This is a genomic window from Phascolarctobacterium faecium (genome assembly GCF_003945365.1).
GTDB classification, from domain to species: domain Bacteria; phylum Bacillota; class Negativicutes; order Acidaminococcales; family Acidaminococcaceae; genus Phascolarctobacterium; species Phascolarctobacterium faecium.
The window spans coordinates 373,654-388,433 of the sequence record NZ_AP019004.1 but is presented as its reverse complement, the minus strand read 5'-3'; the positions used below and the strand labels follow the sequence as shown (position 1 = coordinate 388,433).

The window sequence follows — 14,780 nt, the reverse complement described above, 5'->3', positions numbered from 1 at the left end:
GGAAAAATGCCTATGAAAAAGATCGCTGTTTTAAGATGTCTGCGTACCAGTAATAACTGTACCGGCAGCGGCTGTCTTAAAGCATTCAATAATAAAACCAACGCTTTTGCCGTTTATGAGGCAGAGGAAACAGAACTGGCCGCTTTTTTGAACTGCAGCGGCTGCGGTGATGTACAGATGCCCAATAACGAGGAAGGTCTGCGCAAAAAGCTGGATCGCCTTGTTACTATCGGCGTTGAAGCCGTGCATTTGAGCGGCTGTACCAAAAAGAAGGACGCACAGGGAGAAAAACATGAATGCCCGGTGATCACCAAAACTGCCGAATACCTGGAGCAGCAGGGGATTACTGTTGTCAGAGGCACACATCACTAAAAATAAAAAGCTAAAAAGCATCGACAAATTTTGTCGATGCTTTTTTATTTTTATCTATGAAATTACGGCGATTAGTTGAGCCGGTCAGCCGTCCTGCCTCAGCAGCAGCCGCAGCTTATCCAGCCCTTTGAGCCGGTGCTTGGTGACGTTGCGTACACTGCAGCCCAGCAGGCGGGCTGCTTCTTTGGGTTTCTGTTCGCGCAAAAACAACAGCTCGATAACCTGCTGCTGTTCGGCAGTCAGCCGTTTTAAAGCCTGCCGTACTTCCAGTGACAGCAGCAGTTGGGCAATATCGTCCGGCAGCCCCTGCTGCAACCCGGCCTCATCCAGAAGGGCGGTGCCTTCCTCGCTGTCAGTATTGACGGCGATCTCGTTTTCCCAGATCCGGCCCTGCTTCTGCATGGCGTCGAACAAAGCGAAATGTACTCTGCAGCGCGCGTAACCGGGCCAGTTTACATAATCAGTACCACTGTATTTGAGTACCAGCTCGATAAAAGCCAGCACAGCGATGCCTTCCGCATCTTTCCCCAGTGAATTATAAAACATCTCGCGCCGTGCTTCGCTGCTGAGCAGGGGCTTAAAATCACTGCACAGCTTCAGTAAAGCACCGTTGTCGCCTGCCTGCGCCGCAGTTATCAAAAGCTGCAGTGCCTGGGCAGCCGCGCTGCTTGTATTAGTATCTGTCAAAATAGCTATTTATATCAGTTCTTCCCATAATTTTATGACGGCGGGCCGTACTGTAAAGCGTTATGCATAACAGGGCTCAGTATGCGCCTTTGTATTTGTTTTGTAAACAACCTTTGGGGTAGGCTATAAGAAATACAACCCATAGGGTTATTTTGCTTTGCTGCTTTTGCGGTTAAAATTTTTCACAGTCAAAACTTTTAGCTGAGGTGCAAAATGAGCAAGCATACTTATAATAACATCGGCCGCAAATTATACCAGCTGCGGCTGGAGCTGGGGCTGACCCAAAACGACGTGGCCGAACGCTGTAATATGTCGGTCAATTATTACGGCCGTATCGAACGGGAGGAATGCAACTGCAGCGTTAATCTGCTGGATAAGATATTGCAGGTGCTGGGAAAGGAAATAGATTTTAAGTAAAGTCTTGTAGGAAGAAACTGCTGTTAGATTAAAAGATAAAAAATAATCGCTCTCAGCTAAAGTTGAGAGCGATTATTTTTTGCCGGGCTCTATGGGAATAGAGTCCGGCTTTTGCATGTCAGCAGAGGCGGTGCTGGCAAGTGAGATTGTAAATATTGCCGCACAGGTACGATGAAAATATAAGTACGAGCAAAAAGTATACTTAAATATAAAAGAAAACGTGCTTATGTCTTGCGGGGGGGTACAACCGTGGTACAATAATTATAAAATATTAGGGAAGTTTTTATGTATTGGAAATATACAAAAATGAGTAAGAAAATATTGAATAATTAAGATATAAATATAGCTTATAAGAATAAAAAATCGGCAAAATTGTGGCTTCGTACTTTTGGTGACAAATAGTTGCTGGCAAGTGAGATTGTAAATATTGATGCACAGGTACGATGAAAATATAAGTAAGAGCAAAAACGTTACTGAAATATAATTTTAGAAGCTGTTATGTCTTGTGGGGGGGTACAAGTGTGGTATAATCTAAAGTTGATAAAACAAATATTTTAATTGTTTTATTAAAGCATTAGGATACAGATTGCAATTATTACGAAATTAATTAACAACACTAAGTTCAAGATAGATAAAGGTGATCATTTGCTGGATACACATACACATATCTTATGGAATATAGACGACGGTTCTAAGAATCAGTGCATGTCGTTACAAATGCTGGAGATTGCGGCCAGAAGCGGGACTAAAGCTATCTTTGCGACCCCGCACGTCATCGAAAGAGCGAACAAGCCTTCCTGGGAAGAAATAAAGGAAAAAACACAGCAGCTGCGGCAGCTGTGTGCAGAAGCACAGATAGATATTATGCTTTATCCCGGAGCAGAAGTGCAGATGAACTGGGAGCTTTTGCCGGAGCTGGGAGCGACTGGCGCGTACTGTTTAAACGGCGGTAGATATCTGCTGGTCGAACTGCCGGCGGCAGAAATCCCTGCCTATGCCGATGAATTCTGGTATGAGCTGGAGCTGAAGGGGATAATGCCGATCCTTGCCCATCCGGAGAGGTATCAGCAGCTGCGCGAAAACCCTGACCTGCTGCTACTGTGGCGGCGGCGTGGCATGCTTATGCAGTGCAACAGCGGCAGCTTTACCGGCATGTTCGGCAGCAGCGTCTGCGAGAATGCCAAGGTCTTGCTGGCAAATGGTCTGGTCGATCTGTTAGGGTCGGACGGGCACCGCAGCGAAGGACGCAATACGGATATGTCACGGGCAGCGGCGGTCATCAGGCAGCTGGCCGGAGAAGAAGTACTGCGGCAGATGACAGAAACGAACCCGCAGGCGATCTTAAAAAATCAGGAAATAGAGCTCAAGCAGCCCAAAGTATTTTTAGAAGACAAACCAAAGAGCTTCTGGCAGAGACTCTTTGGCAAATAATAAATTAAAGATTGAAGTAAAGAGAAAAAGGAGAATCCCGATGAAGAAAACAATTCTGGCGTTGACCCTGGCGCTGAGTCTGCAGGGACTGGCAGCAGCGTCAGCAGCAGACAACGACTATATTATGTGTCCCGGCGACCAGCTGCAGGTAGTAGTCTATGGACATGAAGATCTGAGCAGCCCGCCCAACAGCAACACTACCCCCTATACAGTACGCCCTGATGGAAAAGTAACCTTTCCCCTGATCGGCGATATAGACGTGACAGGAAAAACAGTAACAGAATTTACGCGGCAACTGGAAGCGAGCCTGGCCGAATACCTTGTCAGGCCGCAGGTCAGCGTTAATATCTTAAAGCTGGGAACGACGCGTGTCTATGTGCTGGGGGAAGTAAAAAAACCGGGACTGTACGAGCTTGAAAAAAGCCACCGCGTATTAGATGCCCTGGGCAAAGCGGAAGGCTTTACAGAAAAAGCCGCCAAAAAGAAAATCTTTCTGATCAGAAAAGGTGCGGAAGAACCTGTACTGGTCAATATCAACAATTATCTTAAAAAGTCCGAACAGAGCCAAAACTATGTTTTAAACGAAGGCGACTGTCTGTATCTGACCAGCAACGGCAAAATTAATATTGCACGTGATATTATGCCCTTCGTCAGCGGCGCATACATGGTATCGGAAATCAAAAATAACGACTGACCTGAGGAGAGATAAAGTGGAAGAGGAAATCACAATCGACCTGCGCGAGCTGGCGCATATAGTGCAGAAAAACGCAAGGTTCATCGCTAAAGTCACGGGCGGATGCATAGTCGCCGCCGGGCTGTATTTGCTTATAGCTTCACCGGTCTACGAATCAGATTCGCTGCTGCGCATCAAGCAGCCCAAAGGGATAGGCTCGTCGCTTTTAGAAAGCATGCCTATGGGTAATGCCATGGCCAGCAAACAGCTGATGAGCACCTATGCGGAAATCTTAAAAAGCCGCAGCGTCATCGTTCCGGTCATCGAACAAACGGAAGAAGCAGACAGTGACGGCAAATATATGCGTTATGAAGATTATATCAAAAACAGGATCACTACCAACCCTTTTAAAGATACAGAGATCTTAAAAGTTACAGTCAACGCTAATACGCCGGAAGGAGCCCAGAAAGCCAACGACCTGATTGTTAACGGCTTTTTGCAGCGTCTGACCGGTCTGGTACGTGAAGAACAGAAAACTACCCGCGCCTTTATCGAAGAGAGGGTCGTAGCCTCTAAAGCCGAGCTTGAAGCAGCTGAAAGTGCGCTGACCGAATATAAAAAAGCCAGCAAGATCCTGTCACCGACGGACGAAATGCAGCTGGCGGCCGATAAAATGGGTATCGTCGATAAACTGCGTGCAGAAAACAAAGTGGCGCTTGCCACAGCGCAGGCACGGCTGTCAGCAACAGACCAGCAGCTGGGCGGCGAAGCCAAAGCGACAGCGGATAACGCAGTTATCAAGCAGTATAATGCCCGACTGGCCGAACTAGAGACCCAGAGGATAGATTATCTGGACAAATATACAGCCAAACATCCTAAAGTCATCGAAACAGAAGACGCTATCGCCAATTTAAAAAGCAAGCTGCAGCAGGAAATAGCCAAAGTGGCCTCCCTGCAGGCGCCGTCGGATAATCCAGTGCACCAGCAGCTGCTGACCAGTAAATTCGGCAGCGAAGCAGCGATCAGCGTAGCTGAAAGCAACCTTGCCGAGCTGGAGCGTCTGGATAAAAGAAATCAGGAAGACGTAGAACGGCTTTCCGAGAAAGAACAGAAATACCTGAGCCTGATGCGCGACGTCAGCGTCGCCAATGAAATTTACATCATGCTGGCCAAACGCCTGGAAGAAGCCAAGGTAGCCGAAGTAGCGGTATCCACCGAGGTACAGGTAGTAGATACGGCCACACTGCCGGAAGACCCGGTAAAACCGAAAAAGCTTTTGACCCTGCTTTTGGCAGCCTTTTTTGGAATCTTCGGCGGCAGCGGCTTTGTTATTGCTAAAGAACTGATGAACAGAACCATCAAGACAGCGGACGATGTAGTGAACTATCTGGACCTGCCTGTTCTGGGCTCGGTGCCGGATTATGAATCATTGAAGAAAAACAAAGAAAGAAAACAGCAGGAAAGCTTTGCTGACAAAGTGCGGAGGTACTTATGGAAACGATAACACTGATTGCCGACCGTGATGCCAAATCACCGGTAGCGGAAGCATATAGAACGATCAGGACCAACATCCAGTTCTCCAACGTTGGTCAGGAGCTGAAAACGATCATCGTTACCAGCGCTACGCCAAACGAAGGTAAAAGTACAACGATCAGCAATCTGGCGGTGGTAATGGCGCAGGCCGGGCACAAAGTGCTTTTAATGGACTGTGACATGCGCAACCCGACACAACATAAGCTTTTTAAGCTGACTAATAAAGGTCTGAGCAACTGCATCTCGGCGAGTGAAGAGGTGCGGGAAGTCATTCAAAAAACAGGGATAGAGAATCTGGAGCTTTTAGCCAGCGGGCCGGTAGCGCCCAACCCATCCGAGCTTTTGGGAAGCAAACGGATGGAACAGTTACTGGAACAGTTAAAGCCGGATTATGACTATATACTTATCGATACGCCGCCAATCATGCCGGTAACGGATGCGGCAGTACTATCTGGTAAGGTAGACGGGCTGGTCATGTTGGTCAGCTCCGGCGAAGTTACGCCAGCAGCAGCGAAAGAAGCTAAACAGAGGCTGCTGCAGGCAGGAGCGCATATTCTGGGAGTTATCCTTAACAAGGTAGAACTGGCCCATACGCACGGCTATGGTTACTACTATTACTATGGTTCCGACAGTACATCCGGGGGGGACGTTCGTCGCCAGAAGTGAGATGGAAGCTGCGCAGGTATTGAAAAGATATCAGTAGTATTGTTAAGAATTCGAAAGACAGTTGTTTTAGAGGGATGATAGGATTGGGACATTTATTATTGCCGTTATTTTTAGCGGCGCTAGACATTATCAGTACGGCAGCGGCTTTACTGCTTTCATCGTATTTGCGGTTTGATGTAATTGTGCCGGAAAAATATTTAGATCTGCTGGTCATGCAGCTGCCGTCATTTATTATACTGACGCTGATGTTTGCCCTGATGTTTAAGCTTTATGACCGCATCTGGCGTTATGCCGGATCCAGTGAACTGCTGGCAGTTACAGGAACTGCTGTCTGCGCAGCATTCAGCTGGTATGCGTATTCACTGCTTTTAGACAGTCTGCTGCCGCGTAGTATGTATATCATCTCCGGAGTATTGCTGCTGTTATTTTTAGGCAGTTCGCGGCTGGCGCTAAGAGTCTATAATTATCTGTCGTGCAAGCCAGGGTTCAGTGCGAGATTTTCTAAAAACAGATGCTTTAAAAAAGTACTTATTATTGGTGCAGGTGATGCGGGAGCAGTGATAGCCCGTGAAATAGAACGTTACCATAGCGACGGCAGAAATGTCGTCGGTTTTATAGACGACGACGAGAAAAAAATCGGTAAGCGGATGTTTGGCGTCAAAGTAGTGGGGAACAGGTTGGCAATTAAGGAAAATGTAGTCAGGCTGGGCGTAGAAGAGATTATTGTTGCGATGCCGTCTGTCAAAGGAGAAGCCTTAAAGCAGATCCTGGAAATCTGTAAGCGTACAAAATGCAAGCTGAAGATATTGCCGGGCGTATATGAGCTTATCGATGGCACAGTCAGTGTCAGCCAGCTGCGCAATGTTGGGATCGAAGATCTGCTGGGCAGAGAAGCTGTCAAACTCAACACAGCAGCGGTCAGCGCTTATCTTAAAGACAAGATCGTACTTGTGACCGGAGCAGGCGGATCTATAGGAAGCGAGATCTGCCGTCAGATAGCAAAAATGCAGCCGCAGAAAATGCTGCTTTTAGGCAAAGGCGAAAACAGCATCTATGAGATCATACAGGACTTGAACGCAACTTATCCCGAACTGAAAAAAGTACCGATCATCGCCGACGTGCGTGACCGGGAAAGAATAAAAGGGATTATGGACTGCTTTGCACCGCAGGTAGTCTTTCACGCAGCGGCGCATAAGCACGTACCGTTAATGGAGTACCAGCCAATCGAGGCGGTAAAAAATAATGTACTGGGAACAAAAACAGTAGCAGAAGAAGCTGCAGCGCATAACGTAGAGACCTTCGTTATGATTTCTACTGATAAAGCAGTTAATCCGACCAGCGTAATGGGCTGCACGAAACGGGTAGCCGAAATGTTTGTGCAAAGCATGAACGGAACCTGCAAAACCCGCTTTGTCGCCGTACGGTTTGGTAATGTTCTGGGCAGCCGCGGCAGCGTTATCCCGCTCTTTAAAAAGCAGATCGCCAAAGGCGGGCCGGTAACCGTAACGCATCCTGACATGAAACGGTATTTTATGACGATACCCGAAGCCAGTCAGCTTGTGCTGCAGGCCGGAGCAATGGCCAAAGGCGGCGAGGTTTTTGTATTGGATATGGGCGAGCCGGTCAAGATCTGCGATTTGGCAAAAACACTGATTACTTTGTCCGGGCTGACACCGGAGAAAGACATAGAAATAAAATACACAGGGCTGCGACCTGGTGAAAAGCTGTTTGAAGAACTGCTTTCAGCCGAAGACGGCACAGAAGAAACCTGCCACGAAAAGATTTTTACGGCAAAACTCAAAAAAGTCAGCAAAGAAAAAATGGATATGTGGGTACAGAAGCTGTTGGAACAGGCGGATGAAGAAAACGTAGTAGGAATGCTGAAGAAAGTAGTTCCTACATATACACCAAACAGAATCAAGGATTAGAGGGGATTGTAATGAGAAGTGACAATGTTAAGAAGTTTGAGCCGTTCGCAAAGAAAGTATGGTTGAGTTCACCAACTATGCATGGCGAAGAACTGAAATATGTTACCGAGGCTTATGAGACCAACTGGATGTCGACGGTAGGAAAGAATATTGACGAAGTAGAGCGTATAACCTGCGCAAAAGTTGGCTGTAAATATGCTGTAGCACTTTCTACCGGTACAGCTGCACTGCATATGGCAGTCAAGCTGGCAGGTATAAAACCGGGAAAGAAAGTATTTTGCAGCGATATGACCTTCGATGCAACTGTAAATCCGGTAGTGTACGAAGGTGGAGAGCCGGTTTTTATTGATACGGAATATGATACGTGGAATATGGATCCGGTTGCTCTTTCCAAGGCTTTTGAGCTTTATCCGGAGGTCAGGACAGTTGTTATAGCGCATCTTTATGGCACGCCAGGAAAGATTGAAGAAATCAAAGCTGTCTGCGATAAGTATGGCGCCATTATTATAGAGGATGCTGCCGAATCCCTTGGCGCTTCTTATCAAGGGGAACAGACCGGTACTTTCGGTGATTATAACTGTATCAGCTTTAACGGTAATAAAATCATTACCGGTTCCTCCGGTGGGATGCTGTTGACAGACGATCTGGAAGCTGCAAATAAAGTAAGAAAATGGTCAACCCAGTCCAGAGAGAACGCACCCTGGTATCAGCATGAAGAGCTGGGTTACAACTACCGGATGAGTAATGTTATTGCCGGCGTTGTCAGAGGTCAGTATCCATACTTAGAGGAACATATTGCTCAGAAAAAAGCCATATATGAGAGATATAAGGAAGGTTTTAAAGATTTACCTGTAATGATGAATCCCTTTGATGCAAAGAAATCTGAACCAAACTTCTGGTTATCCTGTCTGCTGTTGGATTCAGAAGCTATGTGCAAACAGGTGCGCAGTGAGCAGGAAGCGTTATATATAAGTGAAAGGGGCAAAAGTTGTCCTACTGAGATTCTGGAAACACTGGCAGCTTATAATGCTGAAGGACGTCCAATCTGGAAGCCTATGCATATGCAGCCTATTTACAGAATGAATGGTTTTGTAAATAGGGAAGGTAGCGGCCGTGCCAAGACTAATGCCTATATCAGCGGCGGAAGTGTTGGAAAAGACGGAATGCCTTTAGACGTAGGTATGGATATTTTCCACAGAGGCTTATGCCTGCCCAGCGATAACAAGATGACGGCAGAAGAGCAGGAGAAGGTTATTGAGATTGTTTGGGGTTGTTTTGAAAAAATAAATAGAAAGTTTTATTATTTAAAATAGTAATAATCACACCAAGTACACTATTAGTTTATTGTATTTGTTTTAGTATATATTAAATTTGGATTATAGATTTTATTAAATAAGAAAAGATTTGAGGTTTATAGAAGTGACGGAATACTGTGATGATAAAAATAAAGAGATTGATTGATTTGTTTGGCAGTAGTATTGGTTTGATTTTGATATCACCCATTTTGATTATATCTATATTAGGAATTGAGATTTTTATGCCAGGACCTGTATTTTTTAAACAAGTACGGGCAGGCTATAAAGGTAAACCATTTAATATCTTAAAGCTAAGAACAATGAAGATAGATACAATTGCAGAAGAAAATCATGATTTTTCGAAAGATGCCGAAAGATTGACTTTCTTCGGCGAAATTTTGAGGAGAACGAAAGTTGATGAGTTGCCACAGCTTTTAAATGTTTTTATGGGTGATATGAGTTTGGTTGGACCAAGGCCAACTGTAATTGAACAGGCTACAAAATATGATACTTTTCAGCGTAAAAGGTTAGATGTTGTACCTGGCATGACAGGTTTAGCACAGGTAAATGGAAACATAACTTTGTCTTGGGAAGATCGTATAAAATATGATGTATTTTATGTTGAAAATTGGTCTTTAATGTTAGATATGAAAATATTATTTAAAACAGTTGCTATCGTGGTATTAGGCGAAAATAAATTTACAAGGAAGTTATCAGAATGAAAACAATTGTTGTTGGAGCTGTTGGTTCAACCAAAGATTTGTTAGAAACTATGATTAAGCTTAACTTTCCCATTAGTATGGTGTTTTCTTTGGATGAAAAATATTCAGAAAATGTTTCGGGATATTTTCCAAATCATAATATAGCTATTAGTAATAATATTCCTTATAAAAAATTTAAGAATATAAATGATAATGAGAATATAGAAATTATAGAAAAAATAGCACCAGATTTGATTTTTGTAGTGGGTTTATCGCAATTAGTAAAACAACCATTACTAAATTGTGCAAAATTGGGGGTTGTTGGATTTCATCCTACACCATTACCAAAATTTCGCGGACGTGCAGCTATTGTTTGGCAAATATTACTTGGTATAACTAAGACTAAATGTACATTATTTTTAATCAATGAAGGAATGGATTCAGGAGATATTTTAGGGCAGGAAGATTATGAAATTTCTTCTGATGATTATGCTGAGGATGTACATAGAAAATGTGGAAAAGCAGCTATTAAATTATTTGAACGCGTATTGAAGGATTTGATGGATGGTAATATGCGAACAATTGAGCAGGATGAAAAACAAGCAACGTACTTGCTAAAAAGAAATCCGGAAGATGGGCTTATTAATTGGGAAAATACTGGGAAAGAAATACACACTTTGATTAGAGCCGTATCAAGACCATATCCAGGTGCATTTTCAAATTATGACGATAATATGAAAGTGATTTTTTGGAGAGCTAACTTAGAAGACAATACTAAGTATATTGGTATACCTGGTCAAATAGCAAATGTTTCGCAATCATATTTTGAAGTTATATGCAAGGATGGTTTGTTGAAAGTATATGACTATACAATCATTGGTGATAAAAATTTAGTTGTCGGGCACAAATTTAGGTAAAGAGGTGTTGTATGAAGGTTTTAGTTTTTGCACCGCATAATGATGATGAGGTACTTGGTGTTGGTGGAACTATTGCTAAATATACTCAGTCAGGAAATCAAGTGATTGTTTGTGAAGTTACATCTGGCTCAAATGAAAATATTGTAAAAAAGATTAAAAAAGAAGCTTTGCAGGCACATAAATTATTAGGTGTAACAGAAACGGTTTTTTTAGATTTACCTGTTGTAAATTTAAAAAATTTAGAAGTCGATAAACTTAATGCCAGTTTTCTTGAAATAGTTCAAAAGGTAAAACCAGATGTAGCTTTTATACCTCATAAGGGTGATATGCATATTGATCATTATGAGGTTGCTATGGCTGCTATGGTTGCGTTAAGACCTGTCAATAATCCACAGTTAAAAGCGATTTATGCTTATGAAACACTTTCAGAAACAGAATGGAGTATACCAAATGCAGAAAATGCTTTTATGCCAAATGTTTGGAATGATATTACAAATACATTTACAAGCAAGGTGGAGGCAATGAAATGTTATCAAACACAGCTTCAAGAATTTCCACATCCAAGGTCGCTACAAGCGATAGATGCACTTGCCAATTTACGTGGTTCTACTATTTGTGTAAATAAAGCAGAAGCTTTTATGTGTTTACGAAACGTATTGTGAGTAGTTTAGTTAAGCAATTTGATCAAAATGTTATTGACTGATGTTGGAATAGGTATAATACAAAAAGGTGACAACATAATTATATGTGTCGGGGATTTCTTTGAGAAATAAAAATTCTATGATATATACAATATACTGAAAATAGTGTTTATTGTTATAAATAAAAGCGGAATTAATTGTAAAAGTTCTGTTTCTATGGAAAATTTATAGGAGAAGAAAAATAAAATAAATAGCTTTTTTGGAGACAAATTAGTATGAAAAAGATTGTATTGTATGGTGCTGGTGGCTTAGCTAGAGAAATAGCCAATATGATTGAAATTATCAATGCGATTGAAATAAAGAAGGGGAACATGGGTAAGTATGATTTATTAGGTTTTTTAGATGATAATGTCAAGGTTGGAACTAATATTAATGGTTATAAAATATTAGGGAACAGCGAGTGGATTTTTCGACATAAAGAGGTATTTTGCACTTGTTCCATAGCCAATGTTAGTGTAAAAAAGAAAATCCATGATTTTTTAAACGCCAATGGTGTTAAATTTGAATCTTTAATAGCTCCTGATGTTTATGTCCCTCCTTCTACAAAAATAGGTAAAGATTGTGTAATTGTAGGTCATACCTTGTTGTCTGTCAATATGAATATTGAAGATGGTGTCTTTATTAATAGTGGAGTATCCTTAGGACATGATGTATTTATTGATAAATACTCATGCATAATGCCAGGCACTAGTATTAGTGGATATTGCAAAATAGGAAAACAGGTTACAGTTGGGGGGCATACCTTTATTGTACCAGGGAAAAATATAGGAGATAGAGCAATAATTGCTGCTGGCAGTGTTGTGTTTGGCAATGTTAAGTCTGGTACGACCGTGTTGGGCAATCCTGCTAAACGTATGAGAGCTTTGGAAAAATAAATTATAGAAGATTATTTAAAGATGCAGAGGAGAACAAAGTATATAATACTTTAAAGTTACATGAAAATATGAAAATTTTCCATATAATTTCTAATTTAATATCTTCGAATATGTATGTGTTGGAAGAAAATAATCATTTGATTCTTATAGACCCTTGTATTATAGATATAAGACTGGAAAATAAAACTGTAGATTATATATTTCTTACACATGAACATTATGATCATATAAGTGGCGTAAATTACTGGAAAGAAAAGTGTGAGGCTGAAGTTGTTTGCAGTAATATTTGTGCAGAAAATATTGAAAGTTCCAGGAAAAATTTATCACGCTATTTTGATGCTTTTTGTGAACTGCAAACATGGGTAACAGTGGAAGAACCAGTAGTAAATATTGATTATTCATGCCAAGCGGACAGGTCTTTTGAGGATCATTTAACGCTAGAGTGGCAAGGAAATAAAATATGTTTATTTGAATGTCCAGGACATTCATTAGGAAGTATTTGTATTTTAGTAAATAATGAAATTTTGTTTTCAGGGGATTCGCTTTTTAGAGATTATCCGACAACAACAGGGTTACCTGGAGGAAGTAAAAAGAAATGGCAGGAAAAGTCATTGCCGCTTCTAAAATCATTGCCAGAAGATGTTTTTGTTTATCCAGGACACTTTAATGGTTTTTATATAAAAGACTATCAGTTGTGGGAGGAAAGTAATGGCTAATTTTACAGTTAATAATATTTCTGTTGTTGGTATGGCAGTCGTAGTACCTGAAAATAAATTGGAAAGAGACGATTTTGTTAAACAATTTGGCGAAGATGTAACTACTAAGTTTATAAAAAGTACAGGTATAAAATGTATACATAGGGCCGTCCCAAAACAAACAGCCAGTGACTTAGCATATGAAGCTGCTAACAAGTTACTAAATAATATTGATGTTGAGAAAAATAAAATAGGTATGCTGGTTTTTGTAACACAATCGCCTGACTATAGGAGACCTGCAACTGCTTGTGTTTTACAAAAAAGATTAGAATTATCTGTAAATTGTGCAGCATTAGATGTAGGGTTGGGTTGTTCCGGATTCATTTATGGGCAACAGGTTTTGACTTCAATGCTACAAAACAGCCAATCTGAATACGGATTACTGCTTTTGGGAGAAACTGCAAGTAAGTTAGTAAATCCTAATGATAAGTCTATAGCAATGATGTATGGCGATGCTGGTGCGGCCATTTTATATAAAAAAAATAACGGGAGCATTATTAAAACTTCGCTTTATACAGATGGCTATAGATTTAAATCTATAATATTACCAGCTGGTGGTTTTAGAGATATGGATGCTTCTCATGAAGAATATTTATGTTCCGACAATATTAGGCGTACTAAATACGATATATATATGGATGGGGTTTCGGTGTTTACATTTTCTACATCGGATGTTCCTAAATCTATCTTAGAATATTTTGAAGAAACAAATACAACTGCTGATAGTTACGATCATATACTATTGCATCAGGCTAATCAGTTTATTATCAAACAGATTAGCAGAAGAATAGGAGCGGCGCAAGAACAGGTTCTTATTTCTTTAGATAGATATGGTAATACCGGTGGAATTTCAATACCATTAACTATTTGTGATGCTTTCGGCGATGATAACGATATGGAAAAAAAGAATATTTTAGCAGCAGGCTTTGGCATAGGTTTATCTTGGGGAATCACTTCTTTTGAAATAGACCCCAAAAATATTTTGCCTGTATTAGAAACAGATTCATATTATAAAGATGGGATAATAAATCCGTCTGAATATTAAAGGAGGATATAATGTTTAATTTGGTTGATTTAACTGGCAAGAAAATAGTTCTTACCGGAGCATCACAGGGCATTGGCAGGGATACTGCTGTTATGCTAAGCAAATTAGGTGCTAAAATGATGTTGATTGCCCGTAATGAAGCGAAACTACAGGAAACCATATCAATGCTAGAAGGGGAAGGGCATAAATATTATCTACTGGATATTAATGAGTTAGAAAAAATTGAAGCGTGTGTTAAGAATATCGTTGACGATGTTGGTGCAGTTGATGGGCTGGTATATGCAGCAGGTATAAATAATGATAGACCTTTACAGCTTTTTAAACCAGGGGTTGTAAGTAATGTTTTGAATGTAAATTTGTGTGGATTTATTGAAATCATAAGATGTTTAACGAAAAAGAAAAATTTTAATCCAGGAATGAGGATAGTGGGTATATCTTCTACTTCAGCTATAAAGGGAACAAAAGCACACGTTGCTTATTCAGCATCTAAAGCAGGTATGGATGGGGCGGTTAGGTGTTTGGCTAGAGAATTATCTGAAAAAGGAATTTGTGTTAATACAGTAGCTCCAGGCATGATTCGTACAGATATGTATTATAAGTATTTAGAAGGTAATGGTGGGATAGAAGGTAATTCAAATAGAGGCTTGTTAAGCAGACAGTATCTTGGAATAGGTGAATCTCAAGATGTTGCCGCTGCAATAGCTTTTTTATTAAGTGAATCGTCAAGATTTATTACTGGAATATGTTTACCAGTTGATGGTGGGTTGACTACTAATTGATAGTT

Annotated in this window: 16 protein-coding genes; 15 read left to right on the top strand and 1 reads right to left on the bottom strand. The window is 41.2% G+C overall.

Annotation, left to right across the window (positions count from 1 at the left end; genetic code table 11):
- The first annotated feature begins 12 nt into the window (after positions 1-12).
- Complete coding sequence (locus PFJ30894_RS01875; protein WP_046430779.1) at positions 13-372, top strand: CGGC domain-containing protein; 360 nt, start codon at positions 13-15, stop codon at positions 370-372.
- An 84-nt stretch (positions 373-456) separates the two neighbouring features.
- Here PFJ30894_RS01875 and PFJ30894_RS01870 read toward each other — a convergent pair whose 3' ends face one another.
- Complete coding sequence (locus tag PFJ30894_RS01870) at positions 457-1,059, bottom strand: RNA polymerase sigma factor (protein ID WP_167457004.1); 603 nt, start codon at positions 1,057-1,059, stop codon at positions 457-459.
- Positions 1,060-1,272: 213 nt separating this feature from the next.
- Here PFJ30894_RS01870 and PFJ30894_RS01865 point away from each other — a divergent pair, with 213 nt between their 5' ends.
- From PFJ30894_RS01865 to PFJ30894_RS01800, 14 genes are all read left to right on the top strand, one after another.
- Positions 1,273-1,476, top strand: coding sequence for a helix-turn-helix domain-containing protein (locus PFJ30894_RS01865; RefSeq protein ID WP_021717821.1), 204 nt, complete (start codon positions 1,273-1,275; stop codon positions 1,474-1,476).
- 645 nt (positions 1,477-2,121) lie between these two features.
- The gene (locus PFJ30894_RS01860) at positions 2,122-2,907 is read left to right on the top strand and encodes a tyrosine-protein phosphatase (RefSeq protein WP_125668889.1); all 786 of its coding nucleotides are present in this window, start codon (positions 2,122-2,124) and stop codon (positions 2,905-2,907) included.
- A 40-nt stretch (positions 2,908-2,947) separates the two neighbouring features.
- Positions 2,948-3,601 (top strand): polysaccharide biosynthesis/export family protein, encoded by a 654-nt coding sequence (locus PFJ30894_RS01855; protein WP_125668888.1) that lies wholly within the window; start codon positions 2,948-2,950, stop codon positions 3,599-3,601.
- Between the two features lie 16 nt (positions 3,602-3,617).
- Positions 3,618-5,084 carry a GumC family protein gene (locus PFJ30894_RS01850; RefSeq protein WP_125668887.1) on the top strand — a complete coding sequence of 489 codons (1,467 nt, stop codon included), beginning with the start codon at positions 3,618-3,620 and terminating at the stop codon, positions 5,082-5,084.
- Positions 5,072-5,779, top strand: a complete 708-nt coding sequence (locus PFJ30894_RS01845) for a CpsD/CapB family tyrosine-protein kinase (RefSeq protein WP_125668886.1) — start codon at positions 5,072-5,074, stop codon at positions 5,777-5,779. The genes PFJ30894_RS01850 and PFJ30894_RS01845 overlap by 13 nt, the downstream gene beginning before the upstream one ends.
- An 83-nt stretch (positions 5,780-5,862) precedes the next feature.
- Positions 5,863-7,707 carry a polysaccharide biosynthesis protein gene (locus tag PFJ30894_RS01840; protein ID WP_125668885.1) on the top strand — a complete coding sequence of 615 codons (1,845 nt, stop codon included), beginning with the start codon at positions 5,863-5,865 and terminating at the stop codon, positions 7,705-7,707.
- A gap of 11 nt (positions 7,708-7,718) precedes the next feature.
- Entirely contained in the window at positions 7,719-9,020 is a 1,302-nt protein-coding gene (locus PFJ30894_RS01835) for a DegT/DnrJ/EryC1/StrS family aminotransferase (RefSeq protein ID WP_125668884.1), read from the top strand.
- Between the two features lie 122 nt (positions 9,021-9,142).
- The gene (locus PFJ30894_RS01830) at positions 9,143-9,724 is read left to right on the top strand and encodes a sugar transferase (RefSeq protein WP_125669913.1); all 582 of its coding nucleotides are present in this window, start codon (positions 9,143-9,145) and stop codon (positions 9,722-9,724) included.
- On the top strand, positions 9,721-10,620 hold the full coding sequence (locus PFJ30894_RS01825; RefSeq protein ID WP_125668883.1) for a methionyl-tRNA formyltransferase: 900 nt from the start codon (positions 9,721-9,723) through the stop codon (positions 10,618-10,620). Before PFJ30894_RS01830 ends, PFJ30894_RS01825 begins: the two co-directional genes overlap by 4 nt.
- 11 nt (positions 10,621-10,631) lie before the next feature.
- Entirely contained in the window at positions 10,632-11,282 is a 651-nt protein-coding gene (locus PFJ30894_RS01820) for a PIG-L deacetylase family protein (protein WP_125668882.1), read from the top strand.
- 254 nt (positions 11,283-11,536) lie between these two features.
- The gene (locus tag PFJ30894_RS01815; RefSeq protein WP_125668881.1) at positions 11,537-12,196 is read left to right on the top strand and encodes a PglD-related sugar-binding protein; all 660 of its coding nucleotides are present in this window, start codon (positions 11,537-11,539) and stop codon (positions 12,194-12,196) included.
- Between the two features lie 116 nt (positions 12,197-12,312).
- Positions 12,313-12,912 (top strand): MBL fold metallo-hydrolase, encoded by a 600-nt coding sequence (locus PFJ30894_RS01810; protein ID WP_167457003.1) that lies wholly within the window; start codon positions 12,313-12,315, stop codon positions 12,910-12,912.
- Positions 12,905-13,996 (top strand): 3-oxoacyl-ACP synthase III family protein, encoded by a 1,092-nt coding sequence (locus PFJ30894_RS01805; protein WP_125668879.1) that lies wholly within the window; start codon positions 12,905-12,907, stop codon positions 13,994-13,996. Before PFJ30894_RS01810 ends, PFJ30894_RS01805 begins: the two co-directional genes overlap by 8 nt.
- An 11-nt stretch (positions 13,997-14,007) precedes the next feature.
- Positions 14,008-14,775, top strand: a complete 768-nt coding sequence (locus PFJ30894_RS01800) for an SDR family NAD(P)-dependent oxidoreductase (protein ID WP_125668878.1) — start codon at positions 14,008-14,010, stop codon at positions 14,773-14,775.
- Positions 14,776-14,780: the final 5 nt, after the last annotated feature.